General features: G+C 68.3%; 18 protein-coding genes. 13 read left to right on the top strand and 5 right to left on the bottom strand.

Annotated elements, in window-relative coordinates; genetic code table 11:
* Positions 1 to 4: 4 nt before the first annotated feature.
* The 5 genes from FB380_RS22750 to FB380_RS22770 all read left to right on the top strand — a co-directional run bounded on the left by FB380_RS22750 (position 5) and on the right by FB380_RS22770 (position 5,622).
* Positions 5 to 1,525, top strand: coding sequence for a type IV secretory system conjugative DNA transfer family protein (locus FB380_RS22750; protein WP_166757602.1), 1,521 nt, complete (start codon positions 5 to 7; stop codon positions 1,523 to 1,525).
* Positions 1,522 to 2,004 (top strand): hypothetical protein, encoded by a 483-nt coding sequence (locus FB380_RS22755; RefSeq protein WP_166757603.1) that lies wholly within the window; start codon positions 1,522 to 1,524, stop codon positions 2,002 to 2,004. Before FB380_RS22750 ends, FB380_RS22755 begins: the two co-directional genes overlap by 4 nt.
* Before the next feature lie 113 nt (positions 2,005 to 2,117).
* Positions 2,118 to 3,809, top strand: coding sequence for an HsdM family class I SAM-dependent methyltransferase (locus FB380_RS22760; RefSeq protein WP_166757604.1), 1,692 nt, complete (start codon positions 2,118 to 2,120; stop codon positions 3,807 to 3,809).
* The gene (locus FB380_RS22765) at positions 3,806 to 4,843 is read left to right on the top strand and encodes a hypothetical protein (protein ID WP_166757605.1); all 1,038 of its coding nucleotides are present in this window, start codon (positions 3,806 to 3,808) and stop codon (positions 4,841 to 4,843) included. Before FB380_RS22760 ends, FB380_RS22765 begins: the two co-directional genes overlap by 4 nt.
* A gap of 47 nt (positions 4,844 to 4,890) precedes the next feature.
* The gene (locus FB380_RS22770) at positions 4,891 to 5,622 is read left to right on the top strand and encodes a hypothetical protein (RefSeq protein WP_166757606.1); all 732 of its coding nucleotides are present in this window, start codon (positions 4,891 to 4,893) and stop codon (positions 5,620 to 5,622) included.
* 151 nt (positions 5,623 to 5,773) lie between these two features.
* Here FB380_RS22770 and FB380_RS22775 read toward each other — a convergent pair.
* The 4 genes from FB380_RS22775 to FB380_RS22790 all read right to left on the bottom strand — a co-directional run bounded on the left by FB380_RS22775 (position 5,774) and on the right by FB380_RS22790 (position 10,425).
* Positions 5,774 to 6,951 (bottom strand): IS3 family transposase gene (locus FB380_RS22775; RefSeq protein WP_249523877.1). Its coding sequence is split into 2 segments (ribosomal slippage): positions 5,774 to 6,664 and positions 6,667 to 6,951, totalling 1,176 coding nucleotides; the frame shifts between segments, so codons are not numbered across the junction.
* A gap of 46 nt (positions 6,952 to 6,997) precedes the next feature.
* A complete protein-coding gene (locus FB380_RS26145) occupies positions 6,998 to 8,587 on the bottom strand; it encodes an ATP-dependent nuclease (RefSeq protein WP_166757607.1) in 1,590 nt (529 codons plus the stop codon).
* Between the two features lie 465 nt (positions 8,588 to 9,052).
* Positions 9,053 to 10,117, bottom strand: a complete 1,065-nt coding sequence (locus tag FB380_RS22785) for a helix-turn-helix domain-containing protein (protein ID WP_166757608.1) — start codon at positions 10,115 to 10,117, stop codon at positions 9,053 to 9,055.
* Positions 10,114 to 10,425: a hypothetical protein gene (locus FB380_RS22790; RefSeq protein WP_166757609.1), complete on the bottom strand. Its 312-nt coding sequence runs from the start codon at positions 10,423 to 10,425 to the stop codon at positions 10,114 to 10,116. The genes FB380_RS22785 and FB380_RS22790 overlap by 4 nt, the downstream gene beginning before the upstream one ends.
* A 295-nt stretch (positions 10,426 to 10,720) precedes the next feature.
* Here FB380_RS22790 and FB380_RS24245 point away from each other — a divergent pair, with 295 nt between their 5' ends.
* The 3 genes from FB380_RS24245 to FB380_RS22805 all read left to right on the top strand — a co-directional run bounded on the left by FB380_RS24245 (position 10,721) and on the right by FB380_RS22805 (position 14,381).
* A complete protein-coding gene (locus FB380_RS24245) occupies positions 10,721 to 11,419 on the top strand; it encodes a translation initiation factor IF-2 N-terminal domain-containing protein (RefSeq protein ID WP_208383958.1) in 699 nt (232 codons plus the stop codon).
* Positions 11,420 to 11,869: 450 nt separating this feature from the next.
* Complete coding sequence (locus FB380_RS26150; protein ID WP_341800258.1) at positions 11,870 to 13,018, top strand: site-specific integrase; 1,149 nt, start codon at positions 11,870 to 11,872, stop codon at positions 13,016 to 13,018.
* 241 nt (positions 13,019 to 13,259) lie between these two features.
* A complete protein-coding gene (locus FB380_RS22805) occupies positions 13,260 to 14,381 on the top strand; it encodes a hypothetical protein (protein ID WP_166757611.1) in 1,122 nt (373 codons plus the stop codon).
* Between the two features lie 771 nt (positions 14,382 to 15,152).
* On the opposite strand, the gene FB380_RS22810 is transcribed toward FB380_RS22805, so the two are convergent.
* Positions 15,153 to 16,820, bottom strand: coding sequence for a zinc-ribbon domain-containing protein (locus FB380_RS22810; RefSeq protein ID WP_208383959.1), 1,668 nt, complete (start codon positions 16,818 to 16,820; stop codon positions 15,153 to 15,155).
* Between the two features lie 235 nt (positions 16,821 to 17,055).
* Between FB380_RS22810 and FB380_RS22815 the strand changes: the two genes are divergently transcribed.
* From FB380_RS22815 to FB380_RS22835, 5 genes are all read left to right on the top strand, one after another.
* Positions 17,056 to 17,778, top strand: coding sequence for a hypothetical protein (locus FB380_RS22815; protein ID WP_166757613.1), 723 nt, complete (start codon positions 17,056 to 17,058; stop codon positions 17,776 to 17,778).
* 245 nt (positions 17,779 to 18,023) lie between these two features.
* The gene (locus FB380_RS22820; protein ID WP_166757614.1) at positions 18,024 to 18,770 is read left to right on the top strand and encodes a hypothetical protein; all 747 of its coding nucleotides are present in this window, start codon (positions 18,024 to 18,026) and stop codon (positions 18,768 to 18,770) included.
* A gap of 268 nt (positions 18,771 to 19,038) precedes the next feature.
* The gene (locus FB380_RS22825; RefSeq protein ID WP_166757615.1) at positions 19,039 to 19,677 is read left to right on the top strand and encodes an endonuclease domain-containing protein; all 639 of its coding nucleotides are present in this window, start codon (positions 19,039 to 19,041) and stop codon (positions 19,675 to 19,677) included.
* 97 nt (positions 19,678 to 19,774) lie between these two features.
* Entirely contained in the window at positions 19,775 to 21,364 is a 1,590-nt protein-coding gene (locus FB380_RS22830) for an ORC-CDC6 family AAA ATPase (protein ID WP_166757616.1), read from the top strand.
* 357 nt (positions 21,365 to 21,721) lie between these two features.
* Positions 21,722 to 22,312, top strand: coding sequence for a TIGR02391 family protein (locus FB380_RS22835; RefSeq protein WP_166757617.1), 591 nt, complete (start codon positions 21,722 to 21,724; stop codon positions 22,310 to 22,312).
* The last annotated feature ends 13 nt before the right edge of the window (positions 22,313 to 22,325 follow it).

The following is a 22,325-nucleotide window of genomic DNA, read 5'->3' on the forward strand; positions in this document are numbered from 1 at the left end:
TCGGATGTTCACGTCAGGATTCGATCCAAACGACGTCGGCTGGCGGCTGGGCCGCTCCTCTCAGCCGCGCGGGGTGGAGCTGTGGTGCCGCTACGACCGCACGACCGGCGTCTACGGCGAGCAGGGGTCCGGCAAGACCCTCGACCTGCTCGCTCCGGCCCTGCTCGCCCACCGGGGCGCCGGGCTGGCGACGCTGACCAAGCTCGACGACCTGCTGCTGACCGCTGGGCGTCGTCAACAACCCTCCGGCCCGGATGAGCCGCCGCGTCCGGTCGCGGTGCTCGATCCATTCGGCGCCGCACCGGGGTTGCCAGAGCTCGTGTGGGATCCGGTCGCCGGCTGCGTCGATCCTCGGATTGCCGAACGGCGAGCCAAGGCGTTCGCCGCCGGCACCGTTGCCGGCGCGGTCACCGGCGGCCGGCAGGACAACGCCGCCCGCTTCTATGCCGCGGAGACCGCCAAGGTGCTGCAGGGATTCCTGCACGCGGCGGCACTCACCGGCCGCACCCTGGAGCACGTCTTGGAGTGGGTCGCCAACCCGGTCGCCGCCGAGCAGCCCGCCGAAATTCTGCAGCAGCATCCGCACGCGGCCCGGTTCTGGGACGGGCTGCTGATCGGCGCTCTGCATGGCAGTCCGGACACCGTCGGCAACACGGTGACCACGGTCCAGCAAGCGATGGCGCTGTTCTTCCAGCCGGACATCAGGGCGCGCTGCGTCCCTTCGCGCGGCCGAACGGCGACCGATCTGGCCGACCTGATCGCCCGGCGGGGAACCGTGTACCTACTCGGCCGTGAGGACCCCTACGCCTCGGCGGCACCGCTGATGACCGCGGTCGCCGAACACGTCCTCGACACCGCCCTGCACGTCGCTGCCACCTCGCCGCACGGGCGGCTGACTCCCTGTTTCCTAGCCTGCCTCGACGAACTGCCGTCCACCACACCACTGCCGACCCTGCGGGTACGGATGGCCAACGAACGCGCGCTCGGTCTGTCGTTCATCTACGCCGCCCAGACCTGGAAACAGATGGTCGTCTCCTACGGGGATGACGAGGCCCGCTCGTTGTTCGGGCTCACCAACAACCTCGTCATCTTCGGCGGTGGCAAGGACGTCCACTTCTACCGCGAACTGTCCGACCTGCTCGACGACGTGCGGATCAGCCGGCGGACCTTCACCGAGGGACCCGGCGGCATGGGCACGTCCCGCTCGGGTGAGGACGTGCGAGTCTTGCGCCCGGGCGACATCCGTCGCATCCCCGAGCGGCACGCTCTCGTCGTCGCAGGCACCGCGCCGCCGATCATCGCCCGGTTGCGGCGCTGCCTCGACGGCAAGGACGGTCAGCAGCTCACGACCGAGCTTGACGCCGCCCGTGCGCGTCTCAGCCGCGCCCGCCCCGATACCGACGACGTCGAGCAGCGCACGGCTGCCGCGCTGGCCTACGCCCGCGATCACCGGCTCGACCCCAGCCGGCACGTCGACCCGGCTGACCCGCCGGCCGCACCGCAGTCCGAGACGCGGTCCTGGTGATCGTCCTGCCGTTCCCATCGCCACCCCTCGCGGTGCTGCATGCGCTCGAACTTCTGGAAAGCGCGCGTCGAGGCGACCGCGGGGGAGCTGCCCAGGCCAGTGGCGTGACAGACCTGGAACGCCCTTGGGAGCCGGCCGCCTGCACCGGGGAGCTGGGCGCAGCGGTCTGGAGCTGGTGTGACGATGTGGTCGTATGGATCAACCACGAGTACGCGTGGCGGCCCGCGCAGATGGTCCCGGCCTGCTGGCCCCACCACGCCCACATCGCCCGGGAACTGCCCGTGCTGGCGGTGCTGCGGTGGGAAGCAGATAACGCGGCAGGTCCGCAGCTGATGGAGGAATGGAACCGCTACGCCTTCCCGATGTTCTGCGATCGTATGGCGCAACGGCTCGGGGAGAGCACCTGCCGCACCGGCCGGCACCAGGACTGGCCCGCCGAGGGCCGCTACACCGCTTTGCTCGACGCCCCCCGTTACTGATCAGAGCAGGTGCCAGCGGCTCATCGCGCGGACTGCCACCAGCCACCCCGTCTGCCTCGCCACCTTCGTGTCGCCCAGGGGTCCTGTCGGCGGCGTAGTCCAGACTGGCGTTCGTGGTGCTCCGCTCAACAGCCGTCCAGGTCAAAGCCGACACAGCCAGGCTCCGCAAGGCCCGCGGCGCCTTCTTCACGCCAGATGCTTTGGCGCGCTACATCACGGACTGGGCCGTCCGCTCGGTCGAGGACCGGGTCATGGAGCCGTCCTGTGGTGAGGCGGCCTTCCTGCTGGCAGCAGTCGATCGGCTGGCAGCGCTGGCGGCAACAAGGACCGGCCAGGCAGTCTTGCCACACCTCGACGGCGTCGAACTGCACCCGGAGTCAGCCCAGGCTGCACGCGAGCTGCTGCAGTCAGCTGGCGTTGAGGCGACGGTGACCGTCGGCGATTTCTTTACGGTGGAGCCGCGTGCCAGCTACGACGCGGTTATCGGTAACCCACCGTACGTCCGCTACCAGGACTTCTCCGGGGAGAACCGGACCCGGTCACGCCAGGCAGCGCTGCGAGCCGGCGTCACCCTCACCGGCTTGGCCTCGTCATGGGCCGCCTTCACCGTCCATGCCGCTCAGTTTCTGAAGCCGGGCGGCCGACTGGGTTTGGTGCTGCCAGCGGAGCTGCTTACCGTCAACTACGCCACCGACGTCCGCCGCTTTCTGATGGATAAGTTCGCGACGGTCGACTTGGTGGTCTTCGAGGAGCGCGTCTTCCCAGGCGTCCTCGAAGAGGTCGTGCTACTGCTGGCCGACGGCTATGGCCAGGGCCCGACCGATCACTGCCGTATCTATCAGGCGCAGAACGCCGACGACCTCGCCAACACCACGACGCCGCGGCTGTGGCGGCCGATTCCGCCCGGCGGCAAGTGGACGTCTAGCCTGTTGACCAGCGAGACGCTCGGGGCCTACTCCAATCTTCTCGGCAGTGCGTCCTTCACCCCGCTGGAGACGTGGGGTGACACCACGCTGGGCATGGTCACTGGCAATAACAAGTACTTTGCGCTGAGCCCAGCGCGCGTCGCGGCCCTGGGTCTCGACGCGTCGGACCTGCTGCGGCTCTCACCGCCCGGGTCGCGGCACCTGCGTGGTCTGGACTTCACCGCGGCGGCACTGGACGAGTTGGGCCAAGACGGCTCGGCGGTCTGGCTGTTCCGGCCGGCCGGTGAGCCGTCCGACGCTGCTTGGGCCTACATCGAGGCGGGCAAGGCACAGGAAGTCGATCAGGCCTACAAGTGCCGGGTCCGCAGACCCTGGTGGCGGACTCCTCTGGTGCGGCCGGCTGATCTGTTCCTGACCTACATGAATGCCGACACGCCCCGGCTCTCCACGAACAAGGCGCGGGCGCACCACTTGAATTCCGTGCACGGCGTTTACCTGCAGCCAGAGCACCGGAAGCTCGGCAAAGACCTCCTGCCGCTCGCCTCACTGAGCGCCATGACACTGCTCGGCGCTGAGATAGTCGGCCGAGCCTACGGCGGAGGCATGCTCAAGCTGGAGCCTAAGGAAGCCGATGCGCTTCCCGTGCCCACTCCCGCCGTCGTTGAGGCTGCCCGCGCCGAACTCAGCGCCCAGCGCCCAAAGGTCGCACGGCTTCTCAGTGGCGGGCAGCTGTTGGCGGCGTCGCAGATCGTCGACGACGTGTTGCTGATCGGCGAGCTCGGCCTGCCCGTCTCGGAGGTCAAGGCACTGCGGCAGGGGCACGCCGAACTGACCGCTCGGCGGACTGCGCGCGGCGCTGAGGCGAAGCGCCTGTCATGAGTGAAGACAAGAGCCTGAAGGCGCAGGCTTGGACACTGTTCGACCGCATCGTCGAACCTGCACTTTCCGAGAACGGCCAGCCTTCCAGTAATCCGTGGTGGAAGAACGCCTCAGGGTTGTGGTTCAAACCCGACTACTCCGTGCTTCAGCGGCTGCTGGGAGTCCCATTGCTCCTGGGCGCGCCCTCGCAGTCGGGCGTGCCTGCCTTGGCCCTCGATGTCTGGACGGCCTACGAGCTGCGCCGCGCCGGCTTTGAGCCCGACCTGGTCTGGCCGCGGGCGACGCCGCCGCGGATCTTGCCCAGCACGCTGGTAGCGCTGCGCCGCGAGGCGACGCGAGAACAGCGCCGAGTGCTCGACGGCATGCTGCAGTCCGGTAAGACGTACGGCGGCGAAACCGGCGCCAGCGCCAACATCCTGGGGAAGAACTACGTCAAGCAGGTCGACGTCGTGATGTCGACGTGGAACACCGGCCCCGAGATCATGATCTCGACCAAGCGGATGGACTCGTCGTTCGGAAAGAACGCCGCCAACCGTGTCGAGGAGAGCTACGGCGACGCCAAGAACTTGCGCAGCCGGCATCCTCAGGCCGCCCTCGGCTTCTTCTTCAGCCTGCGCTCCACCGTGTTGACGCCGCAATTCGAGGACGTCGCCGCCTGGATCATCGACTTGCTCGGGAAGCTGGGACGAGAAGACGACGCCTATGACGCCGTCTGCCTCATCATCCCCGACTGGTCCGACGACGTAGCTGCGCCATCCGGTGACGATGACGACGGAGAAGATCCCTTGGTGTCTGCCGGACTCGCTGGCGAAGGACTGGCCGCCGAAGAGCCGTTGCCATTGGAGCTACCGGAGAGCGAGCTGGACCGGCGCCTGCGGTCCCTCCCGACCGTTGAACTCAACCGCAAAGCCGTGCCGGAAAACCTGAGGCCCGAGGTCTTCTTTGCGACGATCATCAACCGCGTCCTCGACAACAGCCCGGTGAACTTCCACCGCGAAGCCCGACGCCTCCGCGCGAACCCCAATCCCAGGTAATGCCTCCTCGTCGTCGCGAACGTCCCGCCTTCGATCCCTTCGCCCATTTGCTGACTGCGGTCGAGGATCAGGCAATCACCGACTTCTCTGTCATCGAAGCACGTTTCATTGCCGCCATGAGCGCGTTCGATACGGAGATCGCCCGGCCCGGCGGCGAGTGGACCAGCGGCGATAATCAGGGCAAGGGCAAGTTCTTCAACGAACTAACGGCTAGGCTTCTGCAGAATCTAACAGGACTACCAATCATCCAGCGCGGCAAGCGTCCTGGCGTCTTGCTCGACAACGTTGACGTCGACCTTTGCTTTCCGCCAGACGGGGCGCCGCTCGTCATCGCTGAGACCAAGATGCTTGGCACGCCTCAGCATCCACGGAACGAGACGTCACAGCACGTCAGGGGCCGACGGGGTGCATCTGACCTACCAAAGCGCATCCGCGAAATTGCCCTCAATGTCATTGACCTGAAGCTGGCTGCTCCCGAGGGGCGCGCTGAGCCGATCGGCGACATTGCAACCTGGATTCAGCGGCAGCCGCCCGCCTTCTACGCTTTGTTCGGTCTGCGGCTAGCCGACAACTACGATCATGAGCAACTTGTCGCACAGGCGCAGATGCTCAACAACTCGTATGCGAATGGGGTCGGTCTGGTCCTATACCGGCCGACTGACATCACTACGCCTGCCGGCCGCACAACCTATGAGCGTGTGCGTCCCCCTCGGGGCCTAGCGCTCGACGATGCTCTGCGTCGAATGGCACGAGAGATCCGCGCGGCTGCGGACCACTGACCGCGCCATCTATAGGATCGGTTGACACAGCCATGTCGATCGCTAAGTTCATTCACCCCACCGGCGCACCTTCGCTGCGGTGCAAGTCGTAGTGTGGACGCCCACGACCTGCAGCTGACGGGACTGCTGCACGACCAGGTGACAGGTTGGGTCAGGCAGCCTGAGCGGCCAGTGTGGGGACGATGGTCTCGTACTCGATGGGCGTGAGTCGACCGAGGGCGTCCTGACGCCGCCGGCGGTGGTAGGTGCGTTCGATCCAGGTGACGATCGCGATCCGCAGCTCTTGCTGGGTGCGCCAGTGGCGGCGGTCGAGCACGTTCTTCTGGAGCAGGGCGAAGAACGATTCCATGGCCGCGTTGTCGCCGGCCGCGCCGACTCTGCCCATCGAGCCGGACAGCTGATGCCGGTTGAGGGCGCGCACGAATTTCCGGCTGCGGAATTGGGATCCGCGGTCGGAATGCACGATGCAGCCGGCCACGTCAGCGCCGTCGGCATGGCGCCGGGCGACGGCGTTGTCCAGCGCGGTGACCGCGAGCCGGGACTTCATCCGGGAGTCGATGGAGTAGCCGACGATCCGGTTGGAGTGCACGTCCTTGATCGCGCACAGGTAGAGCTTGCCCTCGGCGGTGCGGTGTTCGGTGATGTCGGTCAACCACACGGCGTTGGGCGCCTCGGCGGTGAACACCCGGTTGACCCGGTCGTCGTGCACCGGCGGGCCGGGACGGCCGCCCTTGCCCCGGCGAGGCTTACCGAACGCGCTCCACCAGCCGTTGGTCGAGCAGATCGCCCAGGCGGTCCGGGCAGTCATCGGCTGACCGTTCGCGGCGGCCTCGTCGACGAGCAGGCGGTAGCCGAACTCCGGATCGTCCCGGTGGGCGTCGAACAGCGCATTGGCCCGGTGCGCCTGGGTGAGGTCGCTGGTGGTGACCGGGTCGGCCAGCCACCGGTAGTAGGGCTGGCGGGCGATCTTGAGAACCCGGCACGTCACCGTCACGGCGATCCCGTCGACGGCGAGCTCACGGACGAGCGGGTAGATCATTTTCCCGGCAGATTCGCCTGCGACAGGTAGGCCGCCGCGCGGCGCAGGACCTCGTTCTCCTGCTCGAGCAACCGGATCCGCTTGCGGGCCTCGCGCAGGTCCGCGTTCTCCGCCGCCGTGGTCCCGGGCTTGACGCCGTCTTCGACGTCAGCGGCCTTCATCCAGTTCGTCAGACAGGACTCGCTGATCCCGAAGTCGGCAGCGATCTGCTTCAGGTGCTGGCCCGGCTCACGGTTGCGGGCGACGTTCACGACGTCGTCGCGGAACTCCTTGGGGTAGGGCTTGGGCACGGTGAACATCCTTCCAGCGGCACCTCTCGGCACCACAGATCAGATGTCACCTACTCGTGCAGCAGTCCCCCTTGGCGACCCATGCGCGAAGGATTCCCATGTCGTAGATCAGGAGCCAGTCGCCAACGGCCAGAGAGGTGAACGGGCGACCAGGCACGACCGAGTTGATGTCGTCGAGGACCGTGTGCTCGCTATTGCGACGCTCGACCGCGAGCGCGAGAAGGTCGACCAGCCCCTGCTCCTGGAGCTGGGAGCAGATCTGCGTTTCGATGTTGTGTCCGTGCTCCCAGCGGAAGCATGTGACGCCGGCGGCCTGAGCAGCAGCGAGGGGACCGTCTACGGCCCGATCGTCGTTGTCGCACAGCGCCGCTACGGAGAAGCCGAGCCCTGCTAGTGCGTGAGATCGGAGCGGAACCTCGGTGCCGCCGTTCCCGTCCTGGATGGCGACCCCCTCGCCCGCAGAGGTCGAGTAGCCCAAGTGCGCGCGGGCCTGGTCGCAGGCGTCGAGGAACTCGAGTAAGACTCCGTGCTCGGTCTTACCTTCGGCGACGATGACACGGCGAGCCAGCAGCGAGGAAGGACGCGCGCGTCGCAACCGCTGGAGTACCTCGTCACTGCCGCCGAGCGCTGTGACTGTGACATACCCGGCTTGGTTTTGGACGGTCGCCAGATTCTCAATTGTGGCCTGTTCGACAATTACGGGGGAGTGCGTGGTCACCAGAACCTGCGCGTAGTTGTCGTCGCCGAGCAGGTAGGCGAGCAGCCTGACGGCACGGTGTGGCTCGAGACCGGACTCAATCTCGTCGACGACCGCTACGGAGCGGCTGCCAGCCGCCAACTGTTGCACGGCGAGGCTGGCCAGGCGTCGGCTGCCGAGGCCGTAGCTGGTCAGAGGAACCACGTCTTCGTACAGCGCCAGGCCGGCGCCCATCGACGAGCGGGAAGTATCCAGGCCGGCCTTGATGTCACTGAAGCTTCCGCCGCCTATCTGGTTGGCACGCTCCTGGACCTTCGTGGCCAAGTCGTTCAGTGTCGAGTGCTCTTGATCAACGAGAGCCTCGCGAGCGGCCCGGGACGCGGCGGCCAAAGCCGCTCGCTCGCTCCCGTCGTTCGACGACATTCGGCCAAGTGGCGAGTTGCGGCTCCACCGAAGCTGAGCGTCCGTGCGGTCGTCGACCTTGAACGTCGAAAAGGCTCGACGTTGGGTCGAGGTGACGAACTGGCTAGAGCCGTCCGCTCGAAGGATGGACCATCTTGGTTCGAGGCTTGCGTCGACGGAGAGACGAACCAGAAGCGCGGGCTCCAGTCCGTCCGCAGGATCCTGGTAGAGCTCTCCTGCGCTATCGACCCCGGACATCCACAACCCGAGCGCCGTGTCCTTCCTCAGCTCGGCGGGGACGTCGATGGTTAGCGCGGTGATGGCGATGGGCGTCTCGACGTCTGCGCCGTGGAAGTCGGTATCCGCGAAGGGGATGTTCCAGCGGTCCCCGAGGAGATAGTGGATCGCGTCGAGGATGGTCGACTTGCCGCTGTCGCCGGGACCGACGAGCGCGACCAGTCGCTGGTCTGGAGGGATTCTCCAGTCGAGGGAACGAATGCCTCGAAAGTTCTGAATCCAGAGTCGTCGAACCCGCACTCAGCCCCGCTCTCCGCACAGTGCCTGCCCGACACGTGCTGCTCACTGCTCGTGGTGGCCGAGACATCTGCCGTGGCTCAGAACCCTAACGAGTAGGACCGACGCAATATCGGACTTACCCGAGGTGGCGTCGAAAGCGGCAGATGCGGACGTTCGTCCCGCTCGTCGAAGCCGCTACGGCGACGCACCCGTGGGCCGGAGCAACAGCCCGCCGGTGACCCGTAGGGCAACCGCCTGCGGGAACCTCGCAGGCCAGCGGGCGTGCCGAGCGGAAGCTGTCCCACAAGACCCGCCCGCGCATCTGCCTGGTGAGGGCGGGATATGCGGGACAACGCCCGGAGGGACGAGTGCGGCCCGAACTCCCGCGGGTCGACTAACGGCAGGACCCCACTGTCCTGCGCAAAGTCCTCGCGTGACCCGTCGCGGTCCAGCATGTGTGAGGGGACGAGGCCGGTACTCCCATGGTCATGCGGCGTTGATGGACGCACGCCGGCGGGAGATCGTGCGCTTGGTGGTGGCGAGCTGTTCGGCGATGTCGCGGATGGACTTACCGCGCTCGGTGAGGCGGCGGACGACTTCGTCCTGCTCAGCGAGGGTCAGGTGCTCGAGGCGGACGCCGTCGCCAGCGAGTGCGCGCTCGATGGCGATCTCGTCGACATCGTCATCCGTCCCTGGGCACTCAGTGTGGGGTCCGGGGTCTGGGTCGGTGTCGATGTCGTCCCAAGCCAGAGGTGGCAGCCAGCCGCGTTCGGCGGCGAAGGTCCGGGCGGCGTCGGCGGCGGCGCGCTGGTCATCGGTGGACTGCGGTGGGCGCAGGCTCCACAGCTGTTCGTAGAGGGCGGTGACGTCTTGGGCGGTCCGCGCGGCGACGGCGTTGCTGCGCATGCTGCGTCGAAGGCCGGAGGAGCTTCGGCCGAGCCTGGCGGCCAGCTCGTCGTGGGGCCATCCGATGGCGATCAGGGCCCGCAGCCGGCGACGAGTGCCCGTGGCGACGACGTGGCTGCGCGGCGCCCGACTGGCCTCATCGACCCGGATGCGCAGGACCTGGTGGGCGGTCCGGGGTCGGACCCGCCGGATGCCGGCGTTGCCGTCCCGCCCGGGGTCGGCCAGTTCGCGGACGTGGCTGGTGGAGAGGCCGGCGAGCATGGCTATCTGTTCGACGCCGATGCCGGCGGCCCGTAGCGCGCAGAGGTGCTCGCGCACCGGGGTCGCGTCCACGAACGGCTGCCATCGGCCGAAGGTCTGCGCGCGGTGCACGGCGCGGCCGGCCGCGGTGTTGGCGGCAGTGCAGTCGGTGCATCGGCAGCGGTCCCTGACATAGGCGACGCGGGTTCCGTGCACATGCTGAGCACGTGGATGGGTGCAGTCCCGCTCCACCCGACTTCGAGCGCCCTGGACACGGCGACGTGCTCGCTCGATGTCCTGCCGGTGCTTGGTACAGGAATGGCGCGCGTGGTGGAAGTCGGCGAGGGCGTCGCTGGCGTAGGTATGGCTGTAGCCGCAGGCCGGGCAGGTCCGGGTGGCGCTCATGCCCCGCCCCATGGAGATACGGCGACCGGCTGACCGCTGTGGCGACGACCCGGTACGCAGGCCTTGGCCAGGACGTCCTCGATCCAGTCGGTGCGGAGGCTGCCGGCGTCTCCCACGTGGTCGTCCAAGGGCAGTGCCGTGAACTGCTGTGCGGTGGCGGCCCACTCCCGGTCGGACAGGGGCCGCTCGAGATGGGCTTCGACGGTGGGCCGGTCGACGTAGGCGATGCTGGCGCCGATGACGTCGGCCAGGTCGGTGAGCAGCCGGTGGCTGTCGCCGCCGTAGCTGTCGACGAGGGCCTGCAGCACGGCGCGGCGAGCAGAAAAGACGTGGGACGGTGCCGGCGCAGGGGCTGTCGTTGTTCGTCGTCCCGGCTGACCGCACATCCCTGCTCCGCTGGTGAGTAGTCGCTCCCACCGGGAGAAGGCGCTATTCAGAGCGGTTTGGTGACACCCCGCCGAAAATCGGGAGAAGTCGCGGGGCACGGGAGAGACGGCTCCTCATCGGAGTGTCCGGCGCGTAGCCCGTGGAGTTGTCGTACAGATGTGCGAGCCTCGGATGTGTCTTGTCCATCCGCAGTTCGCTCGGAGGGAGCGGCACGGGATGCCAGGTAAGGCCCGCGTACACGAACTCGCCAAGGAGTTCGGAGTCGATAGCAAGACCCTGCTCGCCAAGCTCAAGGAGCTGGGCTTCTTCGTGAAGTCAGCGTCCAGCCTCGTAGAGGCGCCGGTGGCCCGACAGCTGCGGGAGTGCTTCCCGCACGCGCAACGATCAACGTCGCCGCTAGGTCGTCCAGCTCCGCGATCAGCGGTGCGGGAGCACGCTGCCCCGTTGCCGCCCGTGAGACGGACGTCGTCTGCGCTGCCACCACGGCCGCAGCCTCTGCCCGCCTTCCCGAGCCGCCGACCCAGGCGTGAGTGGTATCGCGGAACCCCGCCGGAGGGGCTCACCAAGTACCTGCTCGACCACTACGTCGTCTGGCGGCGGGATCCGGACGGGAGGTCGCCGGGTGGCTCCTACTCCTACTTCGATGACGAGGTCCGCCAAGCGAGAGACCTCTCGGCCGAGTGGGCGCCGACTCTCTTCGATGGCCTCGAGTTCGCGGACATCGTGCGGTGGGTGCGGGAGGGTGCGCCTGCCAAGTACGCGGGCGATCTGCACCGAGCGGGCGTCCGTCCAGAGGAGCTCAGTTGGTCGTACGAGGACCGCGGCGCCGAGCCCCTGAGCATGCGACTGATCCGCGGTCAGTGGACGGCGGAGATGGTCGTCAACGAGGTCGAGCGGCGGCGTCGACTGGGGTGATGCAGCGCTGGCCCGGATCGCCAGCGGCGAAACGGGCCAGTGTTGCCTTGGCGTTCGCCTCCATCTCATCTTCCATCCCGCCCTAGTAGCAGGTGGGCCGAAGCGGATCAGGCGGGCGTCTGAGCGTCCCGTAGATGACCGCCGGGAAGAAGGGTGGAGGGTGATCGTCGCTGCCGCGGGCCCGGCGACAGGCACTCTTTAGGCACCCAATACCCCCGCAATTAGCCGTGACAAGCCGTCGCAACCAACGCTTCGCACCGGTTCTGACCTGCGTATTCAACGCGGGCCAACGCGAGTAAGCGCCTCAAGATCAAATCGCAGGGTTATAGGTTCAAGTCCTATCGGGGGAGCTCTGACCAGGGCTTATGGTTCTGGAGCTTCGAGCCAGGCATCATCAACTCATCGGAAACCGATGAGGGCAGGTGCCGCATAGGACGACCACCGCTGCCGGTGGGCACGTTCGGCAGGATCGGCTTCCTGCTTCTGTCCAGCGGTGAGGTCCAGGCCCGCGCCCGGTTCCGCGACTTCGACGGTCGCACCCGCCTGGTCTCCAAGACCGGTACCACCCGTGCCGCCGCCGAGCGGGCGCTGAAGACCGAGCTGGCCGCCCGCCGCGGGCCCGGGGGAGCCGGGGTCATCACCGCCAGCTCCCGGGTGTCCGCACTCGTCGAGGCGTGGCTGGCCGCCGACCACGGCTGGTCGACCGGCACCGAGCGCACCTACCGCTCGGTGATCCGCACCTCGGTGCTGCCTGCCTTCGGTCAGCTGACCTTGCAGGAGGTCACCCCCGGCCGGGTCGGCCGGGCGCTCACCGCGATCGCGAAGGCGAGCGGGCCCGGTGCGGCCAAGACCGCCCGCGCCTGCTTGTCGGGGATGTTCTCCCACGCCATCGACGACGGCGCCATCACCGCCAACCCTGTCCGCGACGCCACCGTCCGGATCGACACCACCGCCAAGAAGGCACCCCGGGCGCTGACCGTCGACCAGACCGCGCGGCTGGTCGAGCTGTTCCGGGGGAGTGCTCGGGCAAACGACCTGGACCTCCCCGACATCGTCGACTGGATGCTCGCCACCGGCGCCCGGATCGGGGAGGCGGTGGCGCTGCGCACCGGGGAGACCGCCGGCCAGCCGCTGCTGGACCTGGAGGCCGGCACCTGGGAGGTCAACGCCACCGCGGTGCGGGTGCCCAAACAAGGGATGGTCGTCCAGCCGCGCACCAAGACCGCCGCCGGCTGGCGGATCATCGCCGTGCCCGAGCTCGCGGTGGACGTGGTGCGCCGCCGGCTGACGTCACCCCATCGGCCGGACACCGAGCTGGTGTTCCCGGCGCCGTTGCCGGCACCTTGCGCGACCCAAACAGCGTGTCCGGTGACTTGCGCCAGCTGCTGGACTCCTTCGAGTGCGCGGCCTGCGGCGGGACCGGCTTCCAGCCGACGACAAGCACGACGGCGGCCGGCCGCCCGGTCCGCTGCGCCGAGGGGCCGTGGTCGTGGGTTACCTCGCGCACCTTCCGCAAGACCGTCGCCACCCGCCTGGACGAGGCCGGGTTCACGCCACGGCAGGTCGCCGACCAGCTCGGCCACGCCAACCCCTCGATGACCCTGGACGTCTACTTCGGCCGCCAGGTCGTCAGCGCCGAGGCAGCTCGCGTGCTCGGCCGTTGATGGGTTGCCTGTTTGGGTGCACAGCCGACTCGATCAACGCTCACTGATACCGCGACCGCGACTGTTCACCCCCCTGTGCAGATTGCGCAGAATCTTGGGGTGTCCCTGAGCGGCCCGCTCAGGGACAACCCCCTCTGGGCAGTCCCTCATGCTGGGAGCCATGACAAGATTTCCGCGTGCCCGAGTTCGTCTTCAACTCCTTCGTGAAGGAGCACCGCCCCCTCTCGGCTGAGCTGTGGAGGCGGGCGGGTTCGCTCTGGAGTCGCGTTGCGGCGGCGACCACGCTGGAGGACCTGGATGCCTTCGACGATGACGTGTTGAGGGGTCCTGGCATGAGCCTGGGTATCAAGGTGCCCCAACTGGGCAGAACGCGTCAGGCAGCAGAGCGCGCGGGCGAGACCAGGTGGAACGCGGATCGCACCGTGGGGAGCCCTACTCGCCGTTTCTACGTCTCGGTTGAGGTGCTAGGCGACATCACCTTGTTGAACTGCTGGCCTGATCTAGCGGGGGCCGACCTCGACCCAGTGGACGCAGAGGTCGTGGCGGACATAGGTGGTTTGGGCACTACAACGCGTGCGTCGGATGAAGACGTCCGCCGGTACTTAAGGGCGGAACAGGAGTGGGAGATTGGGGCCGACGACGATCCGCGCGACGGTCGGCCAGCGAGATTTTCCCTCTACACGCATTTCGACCTCACGCTGGAGGACGAGGACGCGGTAGCTCGCCGAGATCTTGACCTGGCCGCGATTGCGCGCGAGCGCCGAGGGCGCATCGCCCCTATCGTCGCCGCCGTCAGTAAGCAGGTGCACGAGTTTCTAGCCACCGACCTACCGGCGAGACTGCTGGCAGTGACCGAAGCCAAGCGTAGGGAGTTGACCAACCGTCAGGCAGTTCGCGACAACCTCAGCTTCCCTGACGAATGGCAGGGCAGTGAGCCGGAATTGGAGGATCTATCGCAGGTCGATGCATCGCCCACGAAGGAGCCCGACCCTGAGGCGCCCTCTCTGATGGAGGAAGTGCACCTCAACCCGCGTTCACGGCTGAGTGCCGCGACGTTTGAGGATGTGATGTTTTCCCTGCGCCACTGGGCCAACGCAGTGGAGCGATACCCCGCCGCGTTCGGAGTGCTTGTGGAAGAGCGGATCAGCGACCTTCTAGCGGCCACCTGGAATGCGACGCTTCCCGGAGCCGGTCGTGAGGTTTACTCTCGTGGCGGCAAGTCCGACATCTTCATTCAGGCGGATGTGTTGGACCCCGGACGCGGCCCGGCCAAAGTCTTTATTTGTGAGGCTAAATGAGCCACCGGCGATACTGTAATCAGAGAAGCCTTAGATCCGCAACTGTTCGGCTACCTCAACGTTCACGACACGGCGGCCATCCTGCTGGTGCTAATGAGGCAGAAGGATTTTGCTCGCGCCCGCGCGAGGTATCTTGGGGTGCTCGAGTCCGTTGACGGTCACCAGAGCTCGCTCGACGGGCCAGTGGACGGGTGGCCCCTGCTCAATTTCGTTCGAGACGGTCGCTCTGTCACTGTCTGCGCGGCCTTCGTCCACCTGCCCGTCCCTTGACCGGAAAGCGAGGCCCAGCGTCGCGCCAGGCATCACCGGCGACCCACAGGCTGCTCGTCGTTGCGAGCGAGCGAACGTCTCCGGAATTCGGAGCCGAGATAGTATCCTCTTGCACCGATAGTGACGTGCTAGTCGCTGTTCGATCGACTCAGCGGGTGCCGTAGCGCGCGACCGCGACTTTGGCCTCCCACCACCGGTCGCACTCTGCCTCGTCGTAGAGCACCCGGAGTGCGGCGGCGCCCAAGTCGACACGCTCTGGGGCTTCTCCGAAAGCATCCGGCTGTCCTGGTTGCCGTGCCATCACTGCAACACCGCCCGGTTCCGGCCCACCACGGCCACCGTGAGCGCCCGCTTCGACGCGCTCGGTCTGCACCTGCTGGACGAGTTCGACGGCGACCCCGGCCGACCCCTGCGGGCCGAGTGCCGACGCTGCGGCGCTCCGCGCAGCGTGTCCTGGCAGGCCATCGGCTCGGGTTCCCCGCCGTGCCTCACGGTGGCCGGTCAACTGTCGACGGAGACGCCGAGCCAGTCGCGGACGGCGTCGATGACCTGCCGCGGCCGCGGCGCGGACGAGTACACCCGGAACTCCCGGTAGCGGGGGTCGTCGATGGCCAGCGGTGAAAGGTCGTCCTCCCGCAGCCGGACCACGTGGTAGCCGGCGGCCAGCAGATCGCGGCTCTTGGCGGTGTCCACCAGCACCTTGGCGGGAGCCGCATGCCAGTAGGCGCCGTCGTACTCGATGGCCACGCTTCGGCCGTCGGTGGTCACCAGCACGTCGACGGTCCACGCCTGACGTGCGGTGAACGCGGCGTCGCGCAGCAGCGCGTTGGACCGGGCGTTGCCGAAGACCTCCTCGGCAGCGGCGTGATGCTCGAGCTCGACGCGGGACTTGCCGGTCGGCCTGCACTCCGGGCATTCGGCGCCATTCGAGCGGGACGACAGCGACATCGACCAGACATGGTCGGTGTTGGTGGCGCACACCCACTCCGGCGTGAAGTTGGGATTGGCGTGCGGTCGGACCTGCCATGCACTGACCGGGTTGGCGGGACTCCACTCCGCAGCCAGGCCGGGGTCACACCAGGCCAGCGATCCGAGGATGGTGCGACACCGCGGGCAGCGCTGCCGCTGGTACTTGTCCCGATCGCGCACCGTCGCCGGCCACTCGTGGCCGCAGCAGTCCGCGCGCCACCGGACCTTCCGTGTCGAGTCCCAGCGCACGTTGTGCGGGGTGTACTTGCCATTGCGGGTGGGGTGCCACTGTTCGGCGAGCTCGGGCAGCACGTCGGCCAACCACTGGGGCTTTGCGCGCGTGGCCGCCGCCGCGCAGTGAGGGCAGCCGGCGCTGTGGAAGCGGGTCACCGACAGCCGCGGACGATGCCCTCGCGGGCACCGGAAGCGGTAGTGGCCCCCGTCGCCGACCATCACGAGACGCGGGTTCGCCTCGTCGTCCCACGCCGACAGCAGCTCGGAGACGTCGGCCACCGGTGTGGCCTTGGCCAGCTCGTTCTCCTCCTGCAGCTTCGCTGCCGCCAGTTCGCTGCAGGCCGGGCAGGAGGGCCGCTCGGCCATCACCGACACCTTGGCCGGGAAGCGATGGTCGCAATCCGGGCAGCGCCAGTGGGCCGACCGGGTCGCCCGCACGCTGACCGTCGACAGCGCACGCTCGTCGTTGGCGTCGTGGTCCCACCAGGCCAGTGCCTCCAAGCCCGACTCCATGAGCGGGACCTTCTCCACCGGTGCGTCGGTGGGATGGCGGGAACGGGTGTTGCGGGAGCAGATGCACCCGAAGCCGGCATCACCCATGCGCAGGGCGCGGATCAGCCCGCACCGGCGGCAACTCGCCAGGATCGGCTCGTGATCTCCCGTCTCGTCCATCAGCGTTCGGAGGAACTCCCAGCCGCCGGTGTCCAGGCGCGCGACGATCTCCTCGCGCTGGTACACCCGCTGCTCGCGCCAGGCCTCAGCTCGTCGCTCCGTGGCCCACGCCCGCCAGTAGCAGGTGCGGCAGGTGCGCTCCTGGCTGGCGTTCTTCTCCACCGTGTAGCTCAGCTTGTAGTGCGCCTCAACGCCGCAGGTCAGACACCGCGTTAGCCGGTCCTTCCGCGGGCCAGGGAAGCGCTCGACGGCCGCGACCCCGCCGATGCGCAAGATCTCGTCGATGCAGTCCAAGCACCACGCCGGCTGCGTCCTAGTCGTGAACGCCGCCTGCTTCGTGCACCCACTGGTCGAACAGCTCTGAACCCGCACCCCCTCACCTTCGGCTATCCGGTGCCCCGTCTGAAGGGGACGACGTGCGCGTTGTCCGACGTCGCCGGCTCCGCAGTGCGACCTCGCGTCGAGAACCGGCGGAACCTGTCGGTGCCCCCCTCTACCGTCGCCGCCGACCACACAAGCGGAGGCAGAGATGTTCGAGCGCGACGTGAACTACCCGGCGGCCGTCGCCAGCTACGACGACGAGGGCCTCAGTGCGGCCATCGACTGGTGCGTCGGGCACATGGCCGAAGGCGACACGCTGACGGTGTGGACCAGCCTGAAGTCCAACCTGAGCAACTGTCCGCAGCTGGAACGGCTGGTGACCCGGCACCGCAACGTCGATCACATCACCGGCCGCGGCGGCACGCACCTGCGCGGCACCGGGCCGGTGTTGATGGCCTGGGCGGACATGGACGACATCGGTGAGCTGGTCCGGTTCGCCGGCAGGCGCATCCGGGCACTGTGCGTCATCCCCGCCTACGACGACGCTCTCCGGCCATGGGTCTCCGCTGTGCGGCCCGCCGTCCTCGGGGACGGCTCGGCATGGGAAGACCCGACACCCGTCCTCGACCCGGTCGTCGTCGAGGCGCTGACCGGCCTCACCGGCTCGATCAACCACAACAACACCATCTCCGCCGGCTTCGAGAAGGACATGGTCGTCAGTTCCCTGCTCGCGCTCCGCGACGCCGGCATCCCGATGGACGACGCGGCCATGCAGGGGTGGGCCCTGGCGAACGGATGGTCCGGGGAGAACCCCCAGCGCCTGGCGAAGTACGTCCGCGACATCAACGGCGGCACCCGCCCGCGCTGCCGCCAGATGCTGCGCGAGGACTACATCGACCGGCTCCGTCGCCGCGCCGCCGGCACCGAGTAGCACCGCGGCGGCCGCCGGCGGAACATCCGCCGACAGCGGGGTGACACCAGGCAGTGCTGGGTCGGTCCACCGCCACCGAACGCCACCCCACCCTTGAAGCGCACGTCGAACCAGCCGTCGGACGCCGCACCCGCCCCGGAGTGACCGGGCCGGCGCGGGCGGCCAGCGCAGCACGCCGGCCCCCCCACCCGGACCAGCCCGCCAGGTGACCCCGTGTCGCCACGCCCTACCTCTACGGTGCGACCGTGACCACCACACCGCCGCCGGAGAAGAACGACCGCCTCGCACCGCCGCCGGACAAGTCGACCGGCCGGGAGGTCGTCGAGGGCGTGGTTGAGGCGGCTGCCAGCGTCGTGCCCCTCGTGGGCGGCCCGGTCGGGGTCGCGCTGGCGATGACGATGGGGTGGGCCTACAACAAGCGGATGCAGGCCTGGCTGCAGGACGTCGCCGAGGCGATCACCGAGCTGCAGGACACCATCGAGGGATGGCCGCCGTTCCAGGACCTGGCGGAGGACGAGGTGTTCGTCGACGCGGTCGTCCACGCCAGCCGGGCCGCGCAGGCCACCCACCAGGACGAGAAGCTGAACGCCCTGCGCAACGGCGTGCTCAACAGCCTGGGACCCGACGCCCCAGACGTGGACGAACAGGCCCGCTTCTTCCGCCTCGTCGACCAGCTCACCCCCTCGCACCTGCGGCTGCTCACCTTCCTCGACGACCCCGGCGCCTTCTTCGACGCCGCGGGCGTGGCCCGGCCCAACCTCCTCATGGGCGGCCGCAGCTCCCTGCTGTCGCAGCTGCCCGACTTCGCCGGCCGGCCAGACGGCTGGGTGGACCTGCTCACGCGCGACCTCAGCGACGCCGCGCTGACCAACATGGGCGGGCTCAACACCATCAGCACCGGCGACAGTCTGTGGCGATCGGCGACCAGCCCCCTCGGAGGCCGCTTCCTGCGGTTCATCTCCACCCCGGAGGCACTGCAGACGCCGAGTTGACCCCCGGCGCAGGCGCGACCTGCGGCTCTGTCGGCGCCAGGTGATGGGATCCGCCCATGCCGCCGTTCAGCCCCCAACGCAACACCTCCACGGTGACGCACCACCCGGCCCAGGCCCGCCCATGAGGCAGCACCGCGCCACCCAGACCTGCGGGCGCTGCGGGAAGCGGCGGGGCATCACCGAGTACACCCCGAGCGCCTGGGGCGTTCCGGGTCAGTACTGCCGCGGATGCCGCCAGGAGTACCTCCACGGCCGGCACGCGACGGCGATGAACCTCCAGCGTGCACGCCGCGCCGGCCAGCGCCTGCCTCGCGAACACGACTTCTGCGTCAACCCCACCTGCGGCACCGAGATCACCCATCTGCGCCGCGACGCCAAGTACTGCAGCCGCCGCTGCCGCAACCAGGTCGAGGCCCGGAAGCTGGCGGCCGCCCGCGAGGCCAAGCGCGGCCGGCCGTGGGTCCCGACTTCGACCGGGTGCGAGACGTGCGGGGCCGACCTCACCGAGCGCCGCGCCGCGCGCCCCAACGGCGCGGTCCGGTTCTGCAGTGACGAGTGCTGGAAAGAGGCCTACTACGGCCGCCCCGAGTGGCCCCTGGAGCGGCGCGACTACAACGCCCGCTTCAACTTCAGCCTGCCACCGGGGCGCTACATCGAGATGGTCCAGGAGCAGGGCAATGTCTGCGCGATCGACGGCTGCCCCAACGAGGCCATCTCCGTCGACCACGACCACCGATGCTGCGACGGGGCCTACTCGTGCGGCCGCTGCGTGCGCGCCATCCTCTGCCGAACCTGCAACTCCGGGATCGGCATGCTGCGCGACGACCCAGCACTGGTGCGCGCGGCCGCCGAGTACCTCGACCACTGGGACGCCAGAACCCGCTCGCCTGTCGCCGCGGACGCGTAGCCCGACGCCGGGGCTGGAGAGCAACAGGGGTAGGCGGGCTCTTCCGGATCCTCGGGGTCGCTCCGTCCGGACACCTCTGCGCGGTACCGTCCCGCCCGTGTCCACTGGGCTGTCGCAGGTCAACCGCGCGCTGAACCTCATCCCCAAGCGGGCCGAGCAGCGGCAGTCTGACCGCCTGCGGGAGACGTTCCTGGACTCCGGCGTCGCCGTCGCGCTCGAGGCGAGCGATCACCAGGTCCTGTACGGACGACGAGGCACGGGAAAGACCCACGCGCTGCGGTACGTGGAGTCCGAGATCCAGGCCGGCGGTGACGTCGCCATCTACGCCGACCTCCGCACGATCGGCTCGCCCGAGGGCCTGTTCATGGGGGATCAGGTCTCGCCGACCGAGCGCGCCGCCCGACTGCTGAGTGACCTGCTCTCCCTCGTCCACGAGTCCTTGATCGCCACAGCCCTGGATGACGACAAGTTGATCACCGACAAGAGGTTCGTCGACCACCTGGACGCCCTGTCCGAAGCCATCTCGACGGTCCGCGTCGACGGCAGCGTTGAGGTCGCCCAGGAGGACGAGGACAAGGCCGCGCAGAGCCGGGCCGGCAAGCTGGGCGCCACGCTGAGCGGCACCCCCGGCCTCACCGCTGGCCTGGACCGCAGCCGAAGCACCGAGGCCCGCGCCAACCGCCGAGAGGTCCGGACCGGGACCGAGCGGCTGGCGCTGAACTTCACAGACATCGCCCGCGCCCTGCGTGACCTGGCTGACTCCATGCAGACCCGCCGGGTCTGGCTGCTGCTCGATGAGTGGAGCAGTGTCCCCTCCGATGTGCAGCCACTGCTCGGCGAGTTCCTCGTCCGCTGCGTCACGCCAGTTCCGAAGTTCACCGTGAAGATCGGCGCGATCGAGCAGCAGTCGAACTTCCGCGCTCAGCTGGACGGCCGCGCAGTCGGCATCGAGCTCGGCGCGGACTTCACCGCCAACCTCAACCTCGACGAGTTCATGGTCTATGAGGAGGACGCCGGCCGGTCCATCGAGTTCTTCCGCGGTCTGCTGTTCAAGCACCTGACCTCCGGGGTCGACCCCGCGGACCGCGTCGACGGACTGAGCACGGAGGTCGACCTCGTGCGACTCGGGTTCACCGAGAAGCGCGCCTTCGAGGAGCTCGTCCGCGCCGCTGAGGGAGTCCCCCGGGACGCGATCAACATCGCGGCGCGGGCCGCACTGCGCGCCGGCACCGACCGCATCGCCATCAAGGACGTCCGCGCCGCCGCCCGCGCCTGGTTTCAGGCCGACAAGGAAGCCGCTCTCCGCGGCTACCCGGACGCGTTCCGGCTGCTGAACTGGATCATCGACAAGGTCATCCGCGAGAAGAAGGCCCGCGGCTTCCTGGTCAACCAGCAGTCGGCCGACTCGCCACTGCTGCTCACCCTGTTCGACGCGCGGGTGCTCCACCTCGTCCGGCGCGGGTACTCCGCTCAGGATGAGCCCGGGGAGCGGTACGACGTCTGGGTCATCGACTTTGGTGCCTACGTCGATCTCATCCACACGAAGGCCGAACCCGCCGGACTCCTCGCCGAGGACACCACCCCACCCGACGCCGGCACCATCGAGGTCCCCACCCAGGACCTGCGCGCCATCCGGCGCGCCGTCCTAGACCTCGCGGCGTTCGAGGCGCACGCCGCCCCCGCCTGACCAGCTTCACCGTCAGCCCGACCGAGGTGCCGCTACGCCGCCTTGACCAGGGCGTCCTCACGTCACTTCCCAGCACTGTGAGGTCCCGGGCGACCGTGCCGGGGGCCTTCTGCGCGCGTCTCCGCATACCAGGAGGTCTTCGAGCTTCCAGACGCGAGCTGACTGCACAGGTCGTGTCGGCGAATGGATGAGACCGAAGCGTACGTAACCTCGGTTGAGTGAGAGCGGACGCAGCAGCCAAGGCTCTGACCGAGCTGGAGGAGCACTTCGGCGAGATGGGCAGGGAGTCTGCCTTCCTGGAGTGGCGATCCAAGTGCCTATCCGTGCTGCGCGACCTTCGGGGCTGAGGCGCAGCAGGTGCGGGAGTTCAAGCAAACTACCGAGGTGAGGAACGAGCCATACACGCTCGCCAAGGGGCCAATGAAAGACATGGAGGCGTTCCGGGAGGACGCCGCCAACCGAGGACGCGGCGTCCTTCGAGCCGCGATCTTTGCTCTAGAGACGCTCAGTGAGAACAGTCCCCTTGACGACGCCTCGATCGATCCGGAGCTGTGGGCTCACGTTCAAGGGCTCGTCGCCGACGACGACTGGGCCAAGATTCCCGCCGCCGTGGCCATCTTCCTGGAGGACAAGGTCCGGACCTGGGGTGGTGACCCACGCACGGCCAAGTATGAAGTTATCGTCGGCACGTGGCTCTACGCCAACGTCATGAGGAGTGACGGCCCTCTGCGCCTCGGGGGCCAAGCGAATGAACATGACGGCTGGCGGTTCCTGGGGCAAGGCCTCGCGCAGGCGCTCGGCAACGTAGACCGACACCGCATCCAGAAGCGCCCAGACGTGAAGCGTTACGCCATGGGCGTCCTCGGCCTGGGCAGTCTTGTGCTCACTCAGATCCGGTTCGAGCACCCGGCGCGCATCTTGGAAGCCGAGTCCGAGGACCCGCAGTGAACCCTTGGATGCA

The sequence above is a fragment of the Modestobacter marinus genome (assembly GCF_011758655.1).
In the GTDB taxonomy this organism is placed as follows: domain Bacteria; phylum Actinomycetota; class Actinomycetes; order Mycobacteriales; family Geodermatophilaceae; genus Modestobacter; species Modestobacter marinus.